18 protein-coding genes are annotated in these 19,211 nt (G+C 49.2%); 5 read left to right on the top strand and 13 right to left on the bottom strand.

Annotated features, from left to right (window positions below; all coding sequences use genetic code 11):
- Nucleotides 1-267 precede the first annotated feature (267 nt).
- Complete coding sequence (ilvE, locus tag ACXAD6_RS05150; protein WP_474967926.1) at nucleotides 268-1,170, bottom strand: branched-chain-amino-acid transaminase; 903 nt, start codon at nucleotides 1,168-1,170, stop codon at nucleotides 268-270.
- A 431-nt stretch (nucleotides 1,171-1,601) separates the two neighbouring features.
- Between ilvE and ACXAD6_RS05145 the strand changes: the two genes are divergently transcribed.
- Nucleotides 1,602-2,195, top strand: a complete 594-nt coding sequence (locus ACXAD6_RS05145; RefSeq protein ID WP_474967925.1) for an ECF transporter S component — start codon at nucleotides 1,602-1,604, stop codon at nucleotides 2,193-2,195.
- 86 nt (nucleotides 2,196-2,281) lie between these two features.
- Nucleotides 2,282-2,398: a YjcZ family sporulation protein gene (locus tag ACXAD6_RS05140; protein ID WP_160834986.1), complete on the top strand. Its 117-nt coding sequence runs from the start codon at nucleotides 2,282-2,284 to the stop codon at nucleotides 2,396-2,398.
- Between the two features lie 263 nt (nucleotides 2,399-2,661).
- Here ACXAD6_RS05140 and ACXAD6_RS05135 read toward each other — a convergent pair whose 3' ends face one another.
- Entirely contained in the window at nucleotides 2,662-2,841 is a 180-nt protein-coding gene (locus ACXAD6_RS05135) for a hypothetical protein (RefSeq protein ID WP_027953604.1), read from the bottom strand.
- A gap of 104 nt (nucleotides 2,842-2,945) precedes the next feature.
- Entirely contained in the window at nucleotides 2,946-3,185 is a 240-nt protein-coding gene (locus tag ACXAD6_RS05130; RefSeq protein ID WP_474967924.1) for an indolepyruvate ferredoxin oxidoreductase subunit alpha, read from the bottom strand.
- Nucleotides 3,186-3,307: 122 nt separating this feature from the next.
- On the opposite strand from ACXAD6_RS05130, the gene ACXAD6_RS05125 reads away from it, so the two are divergent.
- Entirely contained in the window at nucleotides 3,308-4,057 is a 750-nt protein-coding gene (locus ACXAD6_RS05125; protein WP_474967923.1) for a potassium channel family protein, read from the top strand.
- Between the two features lie 126 nt (nucleotides 4,058-4,183).
- Nucleotides 4,184-4,906 (top strand): thermonuclease family protein, encoded by a 723-nt coding sequence (locus tag ACXAD6_RS05120; protein ID WP_474967922.1) that lies wholly within the window; start codon nucleotides 4,184-4,186, stop codon nucleotides 4,904-4,906.
- 33 nt (nucleotides 4,907-4,939) lie between these two features.
- Here ACXAD6_RS05120 and ACXAD6_RS05115 read toward each other — a convergent pair whose 3' ends face one another.
- From ACXAD6_RS05115 to ACXAD6_RS05085, 7 genes are all read right to left on the bottom strand, one after another.
- Nucleotides 4,940-6,148 (bottom strand): aspartate kinase, encoded by a 1,209-nt coding sequence (locus ACXAD6_RS05115; RefSeq protein ID WP_474967921.1) that lies wholly within the window; start codon nucleotides 6,146-6,148, stop codon nucleotides 4,940-4,942.
- A 17-nt stretch (nucleotides 6,149-6,165) separates the two neighbouring features.
- Complete coding sequence (locus ACXAD6_RS05110; protein WP_474967920.1) at nucleotides 6,166-7,983, bottom strand: IucA/IucC family protein; 1,818 nt, start codon at nucleotides 7,981-7,983, stop codon at nucleotides 6,166-6,168.
- A 9-nt stretch (nucleotides 7,984-7,992) separates the two neighbouring features.
- Entirely contained in the window at nucleotides 7,993-9,324 is a 1,332-nt protein-coding gene (locus ACXAD6_RS05105; RefSeq protein WP_474967919.1) for a lysine N(6)-hydroxylase/L-ornithine N(5)-oxygenase family protein, read from the bottom strand.
- Entirely contained in the window at nucleotides 9,302-9,880 is a 579-nt protein-coding gene (locus ACXAD6_RS05100) for a GNAT family N-acetyltransferase (RefSeq protein WP_474967918.1), read from the bottom strand. The genes ACXAD6_RS05105 and ACXAD6_RS05100 overlap by 23 nt, the downstream gene beginning before the upstream one ends.
- Complete coding sequence (locus ACXAD6_RS05095; RefSeq protein ID WP_474967917.1) at nucleotides 9,870-11,639, bottom strand: IucA/IucC family protein; 1,770 nt, start codon at nucleotides 11,637-11,639, stop codon at nucleotides 9,870-9,872. Before ACXAD6_RS05095 ends, ACXAD6_RS05100 begins: the two co-directional genes overlap by 11 nt.
- On the bottom strand, nucleotides 11,626-13,044 hold the full coding sequence (locus ACXAD6_RS05090; protein WP_474967916.1) for a pyridoxal phosphate-dependent decarboxylase family protein: 1,419 nt from the start codon (nucleotides 13,042-13,044) through the stop codon (nucleotides 11,626-11,628). Before ACXAD6_RS05090 ends, ACXAD6_RS05095 begins: the two co-directional genes overlap by 14 nt.
- 91 nt (nucleotides 13,045-13,135) lie before the next feature.
- The gene (locus ACXAD6_RS05085; RefSeq protein ID WP_474967915.1) at nucleotides 13,136-14,542 is read right to left on the bottom strand and encodes a diaminobutyrate--2-oxoglutarate transaminase; all 1,407 of its coding nucleotides are present in this window, start codon (nucleotides 14,540-14,542) and stop codon (nucleotides 13,136-13,138) included.
- A 281-nt stretch (nucleotides 14,543-14,823) separates the two neighbouring features.
- Here ACXAD6_RS05085 and ACXAD6_RS05080 point away from each other — a divergent pair, with 281 nt between their 5' ends.
- Complete coding sequence (locus ACXAD6_RS05080; protein ID WP_474967914.1) at nucleotides 14,824-16,506, top strand: serine hydrolase domain-containing protein; 1,683 nt, start codon at nucleotides 14,824-14,826, stop codon at nucleotides 16,504-16,506.
- A gap of 428 nt (nucleotides 16,507-16,934) precedes the next feature.
- Here the strand turns inward: ACXAD6_RS05080 and ACXAD6_RS05075 are convergent, their stop codons facing one another.
- The 3 genes from ACXAD6_RS05075 to ACXAD6_RS05065 all read right to left on the bottom strand — a co-directional run bounded on the left by ACXAD6_RS05075 (nucleotide 16,935) and on the right by ACXAD6_RS05065 (nucleotide 19,119).
- Nucleotides 16,935-17,390, bottom strand: a complete 456-nt coding sequence (locus ACXAD6_RS05075; protein WP_474967913.1) for an SRPBCC family protein — start codon at nucleotides 17,388-17,390, stop codon at nucleotides 16,935-16,937.
- Between the two features lie 10 nt (nucleotides 17,391-17,400).
- Nucleotides 17,401-17,688, bottom strand: a complete 288-nt coding sequence (locus ACXAD6_RS05070) for a hypothetical protein (protein ID WP_474967912.1) — start codon at nucleotides 17,686-17,688, stop codon at nucleotides 17,401-17,403.
- 432 nt (nucleotides 17,689-18,120) lie between these two features.
- Nucleotides 18,121-19,119: an NADPH:quinone oxidoreductase family protein gene (locus tag ACXAD6_RS05065; protein ID WP_474967911.1), complete on the bottom strand. Its 999-nt coding sequence runs from the start codon at nucleotides 19,117-19,119 to the stop codon at nucleotides 18,121-18,123.
- Nucleotides 19,120-19,211 lie beyond the last annotated feature (92 nt).

Below are 19,211 nucleotides of genomic sequence, written 5' to 3'. Positions count from 1 at the left end.
TCTCTTTACTTCCACGGTACCACCCTCGTTCATGAAGCTCTCAAAAGCTTCACCTCATGGAGTCGTCATAACTCCTTTTGGTAACAGGTGCAGTGATACACCTGGTCCGGCCTACTAAGCATACCGTTCAGCGGGGACACTCAAGGATGATGTCAGAATAAGATGTATTTCCGGGCTTCCAGCAACCCCGGCTCTCTGTGAATACAAGGCCTTATCCCTTTTTCCTATCATTGTTTTAGGTTGATTCAGTTGTCAAAATGCGCTGCATCAGCTTACGTGCGCCTGATTCTTGCCGTATACCTTGTAACCATCTGTTGTTGTTACCTGTCTGAACTCGGACAAGAGATGGTTGGTCACAACACCCGGTTTCCCATTTCCTACCTGCCTCTGATCAACTTCGACGACGGCGATGACTTCTGCAGCGGTTCCAGTGAGGAAGACCTCATCTGCGACATACACGTCGTGGCGTGTAAAAGGCTGCTCCTTCACGGTATACCCCTTCGCTTCTGCGAGATCCATGATGGCATTTCTTGTAATTCCTTCGAGAGCACCAAGATAGGTTGGTGGTGTAAAGATGGTCCCGTTCTTAACAATAAAAATGTTATCGGCGGAGCCTTCCGTTACATACCCCTGATCATTCAGCATGAGCGCTTCATCCACGCCCGCCTGATTCGCTTCCATTTTTACAAGAATGTTATTTAAGTAGTTTAAAGACTTCACCTGCGGTGGAAGGACATCCGGCCGGTTTCTTCTGCTTGATACGGAAGCAAGCCGGACTCCCCGCTCGTAAAGTTCTTTTGGAAATAAAGCGAGTGCTTCAGCAATGACAACCAGACGCGGATTTGCACAGCTGGATGGGTCAAGACCAAGATTGCCTGATCCTCTTGAAACGACAACCCGGATATAAGCCGTTTCCAGCTGGTTGCGGCGGACCGTCTCTGCGATAATTTCCTCAAGCTCCTCCTTTTCATATGGAATTTGGAGCATGATCGATTTCGCTGAATCATAAAGGCGGTTTAAATGCTCATCGAGCTTGAAAATGTTGCCTTCATAAACGCGAATGCCTTCGAACACCCCATCTCCATATAAGAAACCATGATCATAGACAGAAACGACGGCCTCTTCTTTCTTCACGTACTCGCCGCTCATATAAATCCATTGGCTGCTCATCCTCAGCACTCCTTTCTTTTATTATTTAATGTTTGAAATAGTTAAAGAATGATAAAGAAAATGTGGACCCTCTAAGAAGGTGAATATTCCACTTATACAGGGTCCAAGTTCAGGGCTTCCACATGAACCAACCGGACGATTGGGTGTAATCGATGTGGTTGATTGAGGACTACTCTAAACGGATTTTCACAGAAGGTCAACAGGTTTTCGTTAAATTTTCTGAACACTCCAATTATTCAATGAATTCGTAAAGCGCTTACACCGTTGAGATGATTGACTTCGCCCGATTAGAAAGACTTTCTTTTTTTCTTTTTTATCTCCATGGCGGGCCTGAAGAGAGAAAAAAGAAAAGAAACCGCATGTTTATTTCATGTGACCCGGGGTATGAAATCCCGGTATGAATAAACATCTGTATAGAAAGGAATTCCCTTATGTCATTGTCAAAAATGAGCGGCACAGCAATGCTCGCTTCCATCCGTATTGTGCTCTACTACTTGAAATTCCCGCTCCCCTTTTTTCCCGTATTTCTGACGATGGATTTCAGTGACATTCCAGCCCTTATTGGTGCGCCGGTCTTCGGTCCAGGGGCGGGGATCATCATACAGCTGTTGAAAAACGCTGCCGACTACCTCCTTCATGGAAGTTACGCCGGACTTCCCGTCGGACAGCTCGCCAATTTCCTTTCCGGATCGCTGATTGTCGGATTGATGGGGGCTTTTTTCAAAAAAAAGAAGAAGGTCGACCCGTTCAGCCTGATGGTATCGGTCCTTCTTTTCCTATGTTGGATGTATGTCCTTCATTATTATTTCATTCTGCCTGTGGTGATGAGCCTTATCGGTGTGAGTGAGTATGTTTATGTAGAGGGGTTTACCGCCTTCAATCCGTTTGCCCGTGACTTTCGCACGGCTGTCGATTTTGTCGTTCTCCCTTTTAACTTCATAAAAATCTGCACGGTCTATGCCTTAGGTCTTCCGCTTGCGCTGAGGCTTTTACGGCTGGTGAACAGACGGCTGCCTGACCTTTAACCCGGCCGCCCCCGGGCATCCGCCCTGCCCTCCTGCCCCTTTTCTACATAGTTTGTGATATAGCTGAAAAAAAGGTGGTGAAAAGCATGGGCTGTGGTTATGGTGGCTACGGTTACGGCGGTGGCGGATATGGCAGCACGTTCGTTCTAATCGTCGTATTGTTCATCCTGTTGATTATCGTAGGTGCATCGTTTTATTATTAATCGATGATGGAGAACGGACGTCTGTTCTCCACTCTACAAAAAAGAACCAGAGGTATTCACCACCTTCTGGTTCGTTCATCACTGACTGACAGTGGATATTTGTTTTTTTAATATAGAAAAGGTTATAATGGCATCGAGGCATAAAACGAACTCTACCTGTATATGTCTCCCCTGAAACCGGAGCTCCCCGCTCCGGTTTTTCTATTTCAATATAACTTAAAACCAAAACGCAACGACAGACCCTGCAGGTCCCTCAGCTTTTCCTACGCACGCTCTTCTCTTTGATACTCCAGATTGATGTAGATCTGCTGCAGTTCAGGCAGCGTCATCTCCACCGTTTTCTTTCCAAGCAGGTCTTCGGTGTAGCCGAGATTTCTCAGGTGGTCAATTAAAGCATACCTGTCCTCGAATGATTTTTCGGGCGGATAAGCCGACATCAGCATCCAATCAACTCCTGTACAAAGATTAAAAGATTATATCATTACTTCTCTTTGTCTACCCGGTTTTCCTGCTTACTAACAATACTTATTTTACCAGCTTCCCTGCGTCAGTCGACACCGAAGAAGGCTTCTGCCTTTGCAAGATATGGTTCTTCCTCCGGCCTCATCTCATACTCTTCAACGATCGCATCCACCGGGCACACCGACACGCAGGCTCCGCAGTCGATGCAGATATCGGGATTGATATAGTACTGGTCCTCCCCCTGTTCAATACAGTCGACCGGGCAGACACTGACACACTCTCCTGCCTGTTCGCCTTCACAGGGCTGTGTAATGACAAATGCCATATGTATCTCTCCTTCTTTTCATATAGTCCCAGTTTCTCGAAGAAACAGGCAGGTTGTCAACTCGGCAGACCGATTTATAATAGATAGGAGGACGTACACGCATTCAGGGAGGGATTTTACTGATGGTAAAAAAATGGGCCGTCATCTACGAAACCGTTTTACTCACACTTGCACTACTATCCGTCATGTATTTATGGTCGGACCATCCGGCTGCCATCTTCCTGGACCGGTTTGTCTGGCTGCTGTTTTTCGTCGACGTTACCATCCGGATCCTGCGTTCAAAGGATAAACTGCATTACATAAAAAAGCATCCGCTTGAAGTCATTGCCGCCATTCCTTTAGAGAGCATTTTTCAGCTTGCCCGTGCGGCCAGGCTGTTCCGTCTTTTGCGAATGCTGCTCATTGTCCGGCGGCACTTCCCCCACCTGCTTAAAATCCTAAGGACAAACGGACTGGACCGTGTCCTCCTGTTCTCATCCGTCATGCTGTTTGCCTCTTCCGTCATTATCCGGCATGCGGAGGAAAATATTGACTCTTATGCCGACGGTTTGTGGTGGTCGATTGTGACAGTCACAACCGTCGGCTACGGAGACATTGCCCCTTCCACACTTTCCGGCAGGCTCGTCGCCATTTTCCTGATGGTCATAGGGATCGGTTTGATCGGGATGCTTACCGGTTCCATTACCACCTATTTCGTCAAGAAACCGAAGGATGGACACCACACGATCCGCTATATCCAATCGGAACTCGACCGTTATGATGAACTATCCAACAAGGAACGCGACCGCCTCGTATTTCTTCTTACAGAAATGAACGAGGAGCATGCAGAAGAAAAAATCAAGCATAAAGAAAACGGACGGAGGCGTCACTAACGTCTCCCTCCGTTTTCTTTATGTACGAATCCCGGCCGTCCACATTCAGGTCTTCCCGTCCATTGAAGGAGCGTCTAAAGAAAAGTAGAATAAAACCAGAGGATGACCGGGGAAGGAGAACATCTTATGCTCGATAAACATTCATGGATCAAACCTCTCATGCTCGTTGTCACTTTTCTTTTCCTTGCTGGATGCCAGGCGGTAGAAACGACGTCCGGCGAGCTTGAAACCGCCGTCGTCACCCGCGTTGTCGACGGGGACACGCTGCATATAGAGTGGAACGGCAAAGAAGAAACGGTGCGCCTGCTGCTGGTGGACACACCTGAGACCGTCCATCCCGGCAAACCTGTGCAGCCCTATGGAAAAGAAGCGAGTCAATTCGCGAAGGAAACATTGTCGGGAAAAGAAGTTCAGCTGGAGTTTGACGGCCCCGAGCGTGACAAGTACGACCGGCTGCTTGCCTACATATGGGTCGAGGATACCTCTTTTAATCAACTTCTGCTGGAAAAAGGCCTTGCCCGTTATGCCTATGTCTATGACCCTCCTTATACGCATGCCGGGAAGTTGAAGGATGCGGAGCAGGAAGCCTCCGACCATAAAAAGGGGATTTGGAGTCTCCCGGGATACGTGACAGAGGACGGATTTGCAGAAGGTTTTGAAGACGGACAGAATGAAAGCAGCTCTTCCAGCCACAAAGCCCCGCCCGAAGGGGACGACAAGGACTGCTCGGACTTTCATACACAAGAAGAAGCCCAGACCTTTTATGAAGACGCCGGCGGACCTGAACAGGATCCCCATCGTCTGGATGGGTCCGACAAGGATGGACGGGTCTGTGAAAGCCTGTCCTAAAAAATCCGGTCTCACCACGGAGACCGGATTTTTTTAATGAACAGCTGATGTATGTGCTGTCTCCTTTTCCATACAACGATCGTGAAGGACCTGACAGACTTCTATCCTGTGACTCTCAGGAACATCAATCGTCCAGACATGCGGCTGAATTTCTACAACAAAACCATCTTGAAGACATGGAAGATTCCTCATAAGCGAGCGTGCTTTCTGCTTGTCTTCCTCGGATCTGAAAATGACATGCACGAGGGCCCTCCCCTCATAATATTCAGGAACTATCCCCTCCGGTCTTCCACCGAATTGGTTGAGCCAGGATTTTGTATCATATACATCTTCATCACGTACAAGAATTCTGTATAGACGGTTTTTTATTTTTTGAACCGCTTTCCAAGGACGCAAATCTTTCTTCCATTCTCTCTGCAATTCCCTCACATCTATCCCACTATGGATAGAGAAGTGGGATAGTCCTGTTTCATAAGTCACTCCTATCACAGGAAAAGAATGGGGACTCAAGGTCCTTGGAAGAATGGTCGTCCCTTCCTGCTCCGTAAAGCTTGAACGGACAACCAAAGGGATCTGCCAGGCTTCCGCTGCAGCCGCAGCTCTCGGGTGGACAACGGATGCGCCGAGCTCTGCAAGGGCAGACAAGCTTTCGTAATCCAACTGTTCATATTTCTGCGCTCCTGTGATTGTTCCTGGATCTGCGGTATAAACGCCGTCCACATCCGTGAAAATTTCACAGCGGTCCGCTTTCAGGACACCAGCCAGCACCGCTGCTGTCGTATCCGATCCTCCACGCCCGAGGGTTGCCACTTCATGGCCTCCGGGACAGCCTTGAAAACCGCTGACAATGACCACCTTTCCTTCCCTGAGTCTATGCCTTATGGGTTCAGGGTCGACGTCTTTCACAAGGGCTTCACCGTAGCTGGAATCCGTTTTAATTCCGGCCTGTGCTCCAGTCAGCGCTTCGGCCTCCACTCCCCCGGCCTTCAGTGCCATCGCCATTAATGCACACGACACCTGCTCCCCTGTAGAAAGGAGAAGATCCATTTCTCTTGCTACAGGAAGGGAGGAAACTTGTCCGGCAAGAGCGGTCAAGTTGTCTGTCGTTCTGCCCATAGCAGAAACAACGACAACGACTTGACGGCCTCTTTTCACTTCCTTGATAATCCGATCTGCCGCATCAGTCATCCGCTTCGTTGTCTGCAGGGATGTGCCTCCATATTTTTGTACGACAAGTTCCACCATGATCCCTCTTTCCGTCAGGTTATCTGTTCCATTTCATTCTTGAAGGCTGCCAGGGCGTTCGTTACCTGACCGAATTCCGATGCATGAGGACGGTCTTCACCATCTTCATATCCGTAATCAACCATACGGTTTCGATTCAGGCACAGCTTGGTCATCGTCGGCTTGAAGAAATCAAACAATGCAAACCGATCCTCCAGCTGCGGAAACCTCCGTTGATAATCCTGGATCGCCTCTGCCAGAAGGCCCCAGAACACATCCTCTGTCAACAGCTCATGCGTTTCCAGCACATCGCTTAAGTAGCGGAGGTGACAGATAAACAATCCTGTAAAAATAAATTGCGTCAATCCTTCGGGCGGTTCACTGCGGAGCACTTCCTTCATTTCCTCAGAGAGGTCCTTCAATTCTTCGAACGTCTGATCCGTCACATTGACATCATCGACAAAATCCTTGACTGCCAGGCGGTGAGGCTTGTAGTCTTTCAGGACAAGAATGGTATTCTGCCCGTGCGGACTGAAAACCGTCCCGTATTGATATAGGAAGTGAAGCAGTGGATCCATGATCACTTTATAAAATTGACGCATCCATGCTTCCGGATCCATGCCTGACGCTTCAATCAGCGCCTGCACGTAAGGGGTGCCTTGATAGTCTTTATGAAGCAGCGCTGCAAGTGTAATGGGCTGCTCCCCCTCTTCCACATATGTATAAATACTTTCACGCCAGATTGTCCCGAGCATTTCCAGGTATTGATACGGGGCGTTTTTCACAGACGCGAAGTGGGGCTGGTCTACATTGATACTGGCGTTCTCTCCAGGAAGAATCACCCGGCACTCCCGCTTAAGAAAATCATCCTTCTCATACATCCCCTTGATAAGGGCCGTCACCTTCGGGGCAATCCGTGTCCGTTCGGCAGGAAGACCACGGTAGACCAGTGTGTTCAAAATACTCATTGGAAGCTTCACGTGGTGCTTATCCTTTTCGCTTCGGTTGACGAACGTACGGATGGACTGCTGTGGAAGGTATTTGTCCTGACCATCACCGAGCGGGATCATGGTCTTTCGTGCCAGCTCGCCTGGGAAATGCAGGACAATGGTGTTTTTCCACTGCCATTCATGGACAGGGAGGAAATAATAATCGTCTGGATTCTTCCCTTCTTCTTTCACAACGGCGGCAAACCGCTCTCTTTCTTCCTGGCTCAATTCTTTTTCCAGCAGATCTTTGTAGGAAAGTCCATCCACAGCCTGGAATTCAGCGAGACTGTGATGCACAGCAATCCAGGATAGAAGGATTTCTTCCTGATGTTCCGGCGCATACCTCAAGTAGTCATCATAGCCAAAGCCAATCCGGCCTTTATTGTAAGTGATCCACGGGTGGCCTTCCATATATCCTTCCAGTTCCGCATAATCGAGATCGATCAGATCACGGGATGTCCGGTCCGTCTTTCTTTTCAAGTAAACGTCCGCCATTAATGTCGCCTGTAGTTCCTTGATCAAATGCCCGGTCGTTTCCGGCTTCATGCCAATCGCATCTTTAAGATCAATCAGAAGCTGAACTGCATCGTCCGGTTCTTCTACTTCTTGGCCGTGTCTGACGGTTATGGATGCGTCCTTCACGTCCCAGCTGTCAAACAGACGGCTGACGGCTTCAAACGTATACACTTTTCCGCCCAAAGCGTGGAGATCAAATTTCTTCGTCTTTCCATTCTCCGCAATCAATTCCGGACGGATCATATCTTCATACATATATTCGGCCAGCATCTTGGCCATCAGCTTCCGATTGACCGCTTTCCAGTCCGCTTCGTTGAAACTATTGGAAACTTCCGCTTGTTTATACATGTTCATCCCTCATTTCTTCATGCTTGAATGTTCCGGCTTCCTGACTGCTCCAAACGTCTGGAACACATTTTCGACCTGTACCGGATACACGTCCCGGCCGGCAATTCTGTTGATAATGACTGCATTCCGATGCGCGCCAAGACCAAGATCAGGAGCCCCCACCCCGTGGGAGTGAAGTTCACCATTCTGAACAAAAACACTCCCCTGTGTCTTAAGCGTCGTTTTCAATTCATAGGTTTTCTCAATCTGAAAACGCCCCCGTTCATCCCATAAGACCTTGTCTTGAATCGACTGGAGAAAAGTAGGTACCGCCGGCTGATAACCCGTGCCTAACACGACCACATCAGCTTCTGCCTCTACCGTGTCTTCCTTAACCCTATGAACACCACTCAGTGTCCACCGTCCGTTTTCCCAATGGATGGATGTTAGTTCTGTCATCGCCTGAAGGTGGATGTCCGGGGACGCTCCTCCAATCGTCCGTTCATATAAATGATCATAAATATCCGCAATGGTTTCAGCACTGATTCCTTTATACAACAGCCCTTGATCCTTCAGAAGCGCATCCTTCTTTTCCTGCGGCAGTTCGTAGAAAAAATCGATATAATCGGGGGAGAAGTATTCAAGACCGAGCTTGGAGTATTCCATAGGAAAGAATCCGTTCGATCTTGTATACCACTGAAGACGCCCCCCGGTTTCCTGCTGGCTGCGGGCAAGATCGAGGAAGACTTCCGCAGAGCTCTGACCGGATCCAAGGACAGCGATCGACTGATCCGGACGGATATTCTTCTCTAAATACTCGGACGTGTGAAAAACCGTATCTCCGAGAGTTTCCTGAAAAGCAGGCGGGATGTATGGCTGTGTACCAATTCCGATCACCACATTCTCTGCGTAGTACACCTCCTCCGCCCCCGTCTGCTCTTGAAGGACGCCTACTTCATATACAGCGCCGGATTCCTTTTCTACTACGTCCACACGGGTAACGGTTCGGCCGAAGCGGCAGGACGTGAGGCATCCACTTACCCAGCGGCAGTAGGCGTTGTATTCTTTCCGGGGGATATGGAATTTCTCCAAAAAATAAAAATGGTAGAGCCGCTGATGCTCCTGCAGGTAATGAAGGAAGCTGTACTCACTCCGGACATCCGCCATGCTGACAAGATCGGCAAAGAAAGGGACTTGAAGGGTCGTGCCTTCAATCAGCATGTTCGGATGCCAGTTGAATTCCTCTTCCTTTTCGAAAAAGAGGGCAGAGACGTCCTCAACAGGGTCAAGCAGCGCCGCCATCCCTAAATTGAACGGGCCAAGACCCACTCCGATCACATCATATACGTAGGAAGGCTTCATCTTTCCATCTCCTTTCGAACTCTTCCCGCTCACAAAACATCAAGAGGGCTTCTTTATCAGGGAGCGTAATCGGTGCCACCGGCCTGAATCCACACGCCTTAAAAACATGAATCATTTTTTCATTGCGGATGTCCGGCTCAGCCACGACCTTTGTTGTATTCTGGTGCCTGAATTGAAACTGCACCATGGCTTTTAATAACGGCAGGGCGTACCCCCGGCCAAGAAAATCCTTTTCGCCGATAAGAAGGTGGATGCCCTGATCATAGGGAGAGGGATTATAACAGCCCTCCACCACGTCTCCCTTCACCCAGTAAGCTTCCCAGTAACTCATAGGAGTACCGTTCATACATCCGATATAAAGCGTTTGGTGAGGATCATTCCCTGCCTTCTGAAAATGGGTGTAAAATTCCGGCCAAGGGAGGTTCAGCTGCCAGAATGGATGCACATGCTCCTCGTTCATCCATGTATGAATGAGCGGGCCGTCCTCTTCCTGCACCTGTCTGAATGCCAGCGAGCGCGCGATGGCAGGATCATAGAATTCATAATCAAACCTCATGATGCGCGCCCACCTTTGCAGCCAATGGGTTATGCACGTTCGTATACACAGACTGGGATTCCATCGGACCAACAAGCTCGTCCATATCATACAAACGTGTTAACAGGTTGGCCTTACATGGAAGCTGCTGTTCTTCCAGCAGGGTTCGAACAACGTTCATCGGCAGCCATGCGGCCAAACGGCTTTGCAGCAGATCTATCAGCTTTTCCTCCTCTACAAGACCGTTCACCCCGAATCCGTTAATGATTCCATATAAATGATTAAAGAAAAAGTAATAGCGGAGCCGCTCTTCAGCCACCTCATCGTCACAAATGGTGTCACTTTCCTCATTCAGGGATGGAAGCAGGTTGGACAGTTTTGCACCATAAGAACGACTGAAGTAATACCCCTGATTGTCCCTGTAATAGAACTGAGAAGGATACCCCTCCTTCAGACGTACAAGGGAATTCTGCTGGTGGGCTTCGAGTGCAATCCCGTAATTGGACAGCAGCCACAGCACCGGATCAAGGCTCATGGATAAATAACGGTCAAACCAATCCATACTGACTTCTTCCAGTGTCCGCTTTTCCTTTTCTGCGAGACCGTGAATGATCGACGCCACCCTTGCTTTTTCACCATAGGCATGATCTTGAACGAGAGCAGCAGCCGCTGTCACCTGAGCCTCATCGTCGTAAAACGGATTTTCCCTGAGGACTACTTCAAAACCGGAAACCTCTGAGCCTGTCACCACGTTCACAGAGGCAGGGTCTTTAATAATGTGAAAATCCGGGTACTTCTCCCTCATCCGGCTTCCAAGCTCTGTATCCAGCAGTCTCGATACTTCCACGCCACGCGCCAGTTCCTTCGGTTGATTGACACGGAGGGAGTTTGTAATTTTCACAGGTACCGAGAACTTATACATAAACCGGGAGGATTCATTGTACAGCGTCCGGAAGGAAGAAGTAGCCGTGAACGGTTCACCTGCCGGCCCGAGGTCCGTTAACAGCCCTTTATTCAGCAGTTCCTGAACCTCTTTTTCTTGGAGAACCTTAGCAGCCTGCAGCGGATGAAGCGGAATCAGGTACCGCCCTTTCTCCCATTCTTCTATCATTCTTTCTGCCTGCTCCCCTTTGAGGGCATCTATTTTGATCCACTCGACAGCCGGTTTGGAAAGACTGGAATCCTGGGTGACGATGGATGGGTCTGCGCTGAAATAGTGAAGCCGGAAGCGGCCTTTCAATTCCGGGGTATAAAGGTCATCCTCTCCATCTGTCAACCCCTGCTTACTTTTTGGAGTGGGGTGCAGAAGATGACCAAAAAGGAGCGACTGTTCGGCTTCTATAAATGTAAAGAACTCATCAGAAAGCTGTTCCCGATCCCCCTCACGCTTTTTGATATAGCCTTTAATTTTTTTGCAGCTGAGCAGAACCCTCAGCACCAGTTCGTCCTCAGACCATTCCCGGCCGTTGCCGATGAGCCATTCCTTGACAATCAGTGTCGTCATCGTCACGTAATCCAGTGTTTGGTAATCTCCGGTTCGGCCTGTTTTGTAAAAAGCCGGAAATCGGAAAAGGTGTCGGCCTGTCAAGGACCAGTAGTCCACGTTTACGTATAGGTGAATGCCCTGTCTGCCAAGAGACAGACGAAGCACGGTCTGCCCCTCTTCCCGGAATGGATGATCATCTGTATCGATTCGTTCATATTCCTGCGTTTCTCTTAAATAACAATTGAGAAAACTCTGCATCGAAGCCTGCTCTGCTTTTTCTTCAGCTCTTATCAAGGTGGATCCCTCCTATCATCTGCTGTGCTGCTGTTTGTTCGACACGATCAAGGACGTCCTTCACATCATCGATCGACGTTCTCGGATTTAAAATTGTAAGCTTAAGATGGGTTTCTCCATGGACCTTCGTTTTCGCCACCACCGCTCTTCCGTCCTGAAATAACGCCTGCTGCAGGCTCCGGTTCAAGCGATCCACGTCCCCATCACCATCATCCGGTCTGTACTGAAAGACGACGGCCGACAACTGTGGTTCTGGATTTGCCGGATAAAAAGCGGACCGCCTTGTCATTTCCTGCGCCGCCAGCCGGGCTGTTTCAATCGTCTGGTCGATCATACTGCCGATCAAATCTGTGCCGAGCGTTTTCAACGTCAGAAAAATTTTCAATGCATCAAAGCGCCGGGTCGTCTGGACACTTTTGTTGACGAGGTTCAGAACGCCTTCCTGTTCATCCTGTTCCGGGTTCAAATAATCGGCATGATGGGAAATCCATTTGAAATGATTGGAATCCTTCAGTAGAAACACACCGCTGCTTATTGGCTGGTATAACCATTTATGAAAATCGAGGGTCATGGAATCCGCCTGCTCCAGACCGGCCAGTTTATGACGGTGACTGCTGAGAAGGAGCCCTCCTCCATAAGCGGCATCAACGTGAAACCAGATGTCATTTTCCCTGCAGATGTCTGCCAGCTCCTCCAATGGGTCAAGGCTTCCAAAATCTGTTGTTCCGGAAGTAGCAAAAACGGCAAAAGGAAGCAGTTCCTGTTCTTCCATTTCCATTATGATCTGCCGTAGAGCAGAACCGTTCATCCGGTGCTCTCCGTCGACTGGTACGGAAACGACAGCGTTCTCTCCAAGACCAAGCTGTGCCGCAGACTTTTTCACGGAAAAGTGAGCTTCCTCTGAACAAAGGATCCTCAGCTTCTTAAAGCCTTCCGGCAGCCCCTGTTTTTGAACGTTATGGTTCCACTGTTTCCTGCAAAAAGCATCACGCGCCAGCAGCAGTCCCATGTAATTGGACTGTGTTCCTCCACTCGTAAAGACGCCGTCAGCTTGAGCGCTGTATCCTGCCTTCGAGGTCCAATACCGGATCATCTCTTCCTCCACATACGTAGCGGCAGGACTCTGGTCCCACGAATCCATCGATTGATTCAAAGCTCCGATCAGCAGCTCACCGGCAATTCCCGTAAGGAGCGGGGGACAGTGCAGGTGCGCCATACTTTTTTCATGGGAGACATGCAGGCTGTCGCGGATGACAGGCTGAACTGCTTCCTTCAGCACATCCTGGAAAGGGCGTGCTTCTTCTGTTATATCCATGACGGCCTCGATCTGCCTGCGGATTTCCTCCTGTTGTGCGCCGGAGAAGGGATGATCCGCCTGCTTGAATGTTTCCGTAAATGTTTGCATGACCGTCTCCACCTGACTTTGAAATGCCCGGAGACTCTCTTCCTCCTGGTGAAGGAAAAAGGATTCAAAAAGATCAGTCTGTTTCCTCGATTCAGTCCTCATGGACATATCCTTTCACTGCTGCCTCAACAGCTTTACGGAAGATATCCGTAACTTCCTCCACCTGTTCTTTCGTAATAATCAGCGGCGGCAGAAAACGGACGACAGCGCCGTGACGACCTCCTACCTCTAAAATGAGTCCTCGATCAAAACATTCCTTTTGAATACGGCTGGCAAGCCTGCCATCTCCCGGGAAGCTGCCCCGCTTAGATTCCTTACCTGCTGGGTCTACGATTTCAGCTCCGATCATCAACCCGCGGCCTCGGACATCCCCCAGCTGAGGGTATTCCTTTTGGATATCATTTAAAGCCTGCATCAAAATCCTTCCCATCTGCTCGGCATGATCTGGAATCCGATGATCTTTCACATATTTCAAAGTTGCGGTCCCTGCCGCCATCGCCATTTGGTTGCCCCGGAAGGTTCCAATGTGCGCGCCCGGTTCCCAAGCATCCAAATCACGGTCATAGATGAGAACGGAAAGAGGAAGGCTCCCTCCAATCGCTTTGGACAGGACGAAAGCATCCGGAACAATCCCTGCATGTTCAAACGAGAACAGTTTTCCCGTTCGGCCGATGCCTGTTTGAACTTCATCGATAATCAGCGGAATTCCCCGTTCCTTCGTAATCCTCCTCATCTCCTGGATCCATTCAACCGGGGCCGGGATCGATCCTCCTTCCCCCTGAACTGTTTCAAAAATCATTGCAGCTGGAGGAAGGATTCCACTTTCCGGGTCATCCAGGAGCTGTTCGATATAGGCAGCACTCAGCTCAGCTCCCTCTTCGCCACCTCTGCCGAATGGACAGCGGTAATCATAGGGGTAGGGAAGGAAATGGGTATCAGGAACAAGTCCCTGCACCCGCTGCTTCGGAGCGAGATTGCCGCTGATGGACATCGTTCCATGTGTGGAGCCATGGTATCCTCCCTGGAAGGTTAAAATACTCTGCCTTCCTGTCGCGGTCTTAGCAAGCTTGAGCGCTGCTTCAACCGCGTCTCCTCCTGTCGGACCGCAGAACTGCACTTTCGCCCTTTCACGGAAAGATTCCGGCAGACTCATAAACAGCTCATCGACAAAGCTTTCTTTAACTTCGGTGGTAATGTCCAATGTATGTAAAGGCAGGCGGTCATGAAGGACTTTCTCCATCGCCGCAGTCACCACAGGGTGATTGTGACCGAGAGCAAGCGTTCCCGCGCCGGCCAGACAATCGATGTATCTCCGTCCTTCCACATCTGTGATATGAATGCCTTCCGCTTCCTTGATCGCCAGTGGAATGCGTCGCGGATAGGACCGGGCGTTCGATTCTCTCTTCTCCTGCTGTTCCAACAGCTGATGATTTGAAATTTCTGTATGTACACTCATGTTTCCAACTCCTTTAACGTCGTGTTGTTGATCCAATGCCATCTTAGTTGATAATGATTTTCATTGTCAACACTAATTGATAACCATTATCATTATCAATTAGTCCTATATTTCTTTCATAAAGACTGCCATAAAAGGGTTTTTCATACTTTCCTAAAATGATGATTTTTCTGATAATTAGCTGAAAAGACCCCCTGTTGCAAAGAGGCCTATAGTCTGTTCTATCTGCCAATATTTTCAACAATCATGCCGAAAGTGGTATAGACATCTATATGAATGTCTTTTATGATGAAAGAGACAATGGAAAATTAAGGAGGTATGCAATGAAAAAGAAAACGCTATCAATTCTGCTCACAACCGTCCTCGGTGCTTCATTATGTTCCGGGGCTGTCGGTGCCGCCCCGGGAGCGAGTATAGAAAATCCGCCAAAAGCCAACCCGTATCAGCAGGGAAAATCTCCGTCCAATAACCACTCATGGGACCGCCAATTTCCGTCGCTTCCCGTATTACATCCAGGATCGATTCGAGGTGCAGGAATGAGAACAGAACCACTAAAGCATATGGATAACGTTTTGCAGACCGCTGTCGACAATGATGTCATGCCCGGAGCCGTAGCCTTCGTTGCCAGACGCGGACACATCGTCAAAGAAAGCTCTTACGGGTATGCGGTCCGCTATGTAGATGCAGACCGGACAGAAACAAACCACCCCATCACCATGACCAAAGACACTATTTTTGACCTGGCTTCCATCAGCAAAATCTTCACGACAACAGCAGCAATGAAGCTTTACGAGCAGGGAAAATTCAATCTGGATGACCCTGTGGCCAAACACATCCCTGAATTCGCAGCCAATGGAAAAGAAGAAGTTACCATCGAACAGCTCATGACCCATACCTCTGGATTTAAGCCATGGATCCCCCTCTATCAAGTAGAAGGTGATCGTAACGACCGCCTCCAGCATGTTTTTCAATACCCGTTGGAAAATACTCCGGGCTCTACATACACCTACAGTGACCTCAACATGATTACCCTCGGCGCGCTCGTGGAGCGGCTGTCCGGCATGAAACTGGATGCCTATGTCCAACAGGAAATTACAGCCCCGCTTGGAATGAGTGACACCATGTACAATCCACCGGAACAGTTGAAGAACCGTATTGCTGCAACGGAATACCAGCCATGGACAAACCGGGGACTGGTATGGGGGGAGGTCCATGATGAAAGTGCATGGTCTCTGGACGGCGTTGCCGGCCATGCCGGAGTCTTTTCAACCGCTTCCGATTTAGCAGTTTTTGCCCATATGTTTTTAAACGACGGCAAGTACGGGGGCACACGGATTCTTGAACCTGAAACCGTTGATCTGCTGACAGAGAACCGGATTCCACAGTTCCCCGGCGATGATCACGGACTTGGCTGGGAACTCCAGCAGGGATGGTTTATGGATGCTCTCTCTTCTCCATCCAGCTATGGCCACACCGGATATACAGGAACATCCATCGTTGTAAATCCAGAAAACGAGACGATTGCGATTCTATTAACCAACCGGGTCCATCCGACCAGGGAGACGGTTTCCACCTCTCCTACCCGCCGGATCTTCGCCCGCACCGTTGCCGATGCTATCCCGGTAACAGCACCAAAATCGAAGAAGGAGACGTGGTTCGCCGGCTATGGTGACCAGTTATCCCGTTCCATGACCGCTGAAGTCAACCTCTATAAAGACCGGACCCTTTCGTTCTCCACATGGCACCAAATCGAGAGCGGTTTCGATTTCGGAAAAATAGAAACCTCCACAGACGGCAGCAGCTGGGAAGAAGTGTTGTCCCTTACAGGCCGAAGCCAGGCATGGGAGGAAAAATCTCTTACCATTCCGGCAGAAACGAAATATGTCCGGTTCACCTACGAAACGGATACCTCCGTCAACAACCGCGGATGGTATATCCATGGGGCTGAAATGAATGGAACTCCCCTCTCCTTTTCCAGCGAAGAATGGGAAAAGAGGAAATACTAACAACCATCCGCTGTCACCCACGGGGTTTTATTCAAAATAAAGACGGATGACTTGGAGTCATCCGTCTCAGCTTGTAGAGAGCCCTTTTGTTTTTCCAGTATCTGCAGGAGTTCCGCACCTTCACTTTCTGCGGACGAACATCCAAGACTCCTCGGGACAAACTCTACGCGGCCTCGGCCGACCGTTTTCGGAGGAGAAAATGAACGGCGCTTGTTCCGGAACCAAAAAAAGACTCCCTTCCACCCAGACACCCTGGGAACTAATTTTAACATTCACTTGGTTAGGTCACGAGGAGTGTTCGGTGGTGACGCCTGCGGGAACGGCACGAGCCGATAAGCGGAACGTGGCCGTAAATGTTTCATTCGGAAGCGAAGCAGATACCATATATTCTCTTTCTCTACAGCCTGAAAAAGACGGATGACCTCATGTCATCCGTCTTTTTCAAGCTCATTTTTTAAAACCACTGCCCGATTTTTCAGCATCCTTGTCATATACTTCTCCAAAAACAGCCGGTCAGCGAGCCGTCCCAGGATACCAAGGGGCGATTGATAAACAAACGTATCCACCATCAGCGTCCCTTCACCTTTTTCAATGAAATCATGGGTATGGGTGAAGGAATGGAAAACACCTTTATCCATCACATCGACAAACCGATGGGGCGTCTGCATGGAAACAATCCGTGCCGTCAAACGCTGCCGGACGCCGAAGTGAATGGCTTCCCAGGTGACGGTGTCCCCTTCCTTCATCAACCCTGCGGTTACACCTCCGACCGCTTTTTCTTTTGTCTGCGTCATGCTCTTCGTATGCAGATCAACGCTCCGTGCCGCGTCAAACACCTGCGAAACCGGAGCCTTTATGAATTGGTAGTGAATGATTTCAGGCATACATCCTCCCTTAGTTGTCATCGGACGTAAAAAATCCCGTAATGGTTAAGGCTGTGCCTCCAAGGGCTGGAACCAGATGAACGAGGAATACAGTAAACGCCGTCGAGAGTCCATGCTCCGACGGACGCGCTTCAGCGAACAGTGGAGCAAGAGGAAACACAAGCAGGAATAGAAGAGCAATTCCTGCCCCTATCCACCTGCGCTTTTTACCTTTTCTCACTGTTTTTTCGAAACTGATCCATATGACCGCTGCATAAACACAGAGTAAAAGAAAAAGCAGACGACCTCCTCCTTTCATACGGATCGTTCTTTACAGCTTCCCGATAGTCAACGCCCTACCCGGGTTCAGACATGACAGCTTCTCTCCCTTTCGTCTGCCCTTTGTCAGCCTGATGATATGCACACTCCGGAAGCTGTTCACTTGTAATCCTGTACCCGTCCCGGCCCGTGACAAATCCAGGAATGCCGGGTTATCTCTACAAACTGAAAGTGTACATAAGCCGTACAGCTCTCCCCCTATGCTTCAAAGGTTTCACCTTTTCTGAAATGACGCTCAATACATGTATGCAGATCCTACTGAGGTACGCCTGTCATCCATTCCAGTATCATCGTTTCTTAAAAACCTGTCACGTTTAAGCTCGAAACCTTAGTTTTTAATAAGAAGTGAACTATATACTTTCATTTCCTCCAGATAAAAAAAGCCCGGTTCATGAACCGGGCTCTCCTTCGTTTATTCTTCTGTTACCTTCACAATCGTACGTCCACGTGTTTTTCCTTCAAGGATATCAGAAAGCGTCTGTGGCAGCTGATCGAATGTGATCTCATTTTTCATTTCATCAAGGCCCTCCGGCTTCAGATCATCAGCGATCCGGTTCCAGATGGTTTTTCGTGTTTCAATCGGGCAATACACAGAATCGATACCCAGAAGATTGACACTGCGCAGAATGAACGGGAATACAGTCGTCGGAACGCTTGTACCCGCTGTCAAACCACTCACCGCAACAGCACCACCGTATTTTGTTTCACTTAAAATGGTCGCAAGCGTCTTACCACCGACAGGATCGACGGCCCCGGCCCAGCGCTGTTTGCTCAATGCCCGTACTTTTTCCGGGGAAAGCTCTTCGCGTGGAATGATATCCTCTGCACCGAGGTGCTTCAAATAATCATGCTCGGAGGCTTTTCCTGTGCTTGCGGTCACATGATACCCACGTTTTTTCAGCATAGCGACAGCCATACTGCCCACACCGCCGGTCGCTCCAGATACAAGAATGGAACCATCTTCCGGTTTCACACCTGCTTCTTCAAGCTTATGAACGGACAAGGCTGCTGTAAATCCAGCCGTACCGAAGACCATGGCTTCTGACAGGCTTAGATTTTCCGGAAGCGGAATGATCCAGTCCCCAGGAACACGCGCATATTCACTGTATCCACCATAATGAGATACTCCAAGTTCATAGCTGGTTACGATGACTTTCTGTCCTTCCTCATAGCGGGAATCAGCAGATGATACGACCGTCCCGGCCAAGTCGATTCCGGGAACAAACGGATAAGACTGGACGATCTTCCCGTTCGGAGTACTTGCCAGCCCGTCCTTATAGTTGACGCTTGAGTAATGCACCTGAATGGTGACGTCCCCTTCAGGCAGGTCATTCAATGTCAGTGACTGAATGTCCGCTGTAAAATCATCTTCTGTTTTATTCACTACAAAAGCCTTAAATGCTTCGCTCATGTGTAACCTCTCCTTTCACCTTTTCATGTGATCCAACTCTATCGTAAGGCATTTTATACTGACTGGTCAAATTATTCTATCCGGTCAGAAAA

The sequence above is a fragment of the Halobacillus sp. ABH2_015 genome (genome assembly GCF_056158945.1).
The sequence above is the reverse complement of the archived record's forward strand: the minus strand, read 5'-3'. Positions and strand labels throughout refer to the sequence as shown.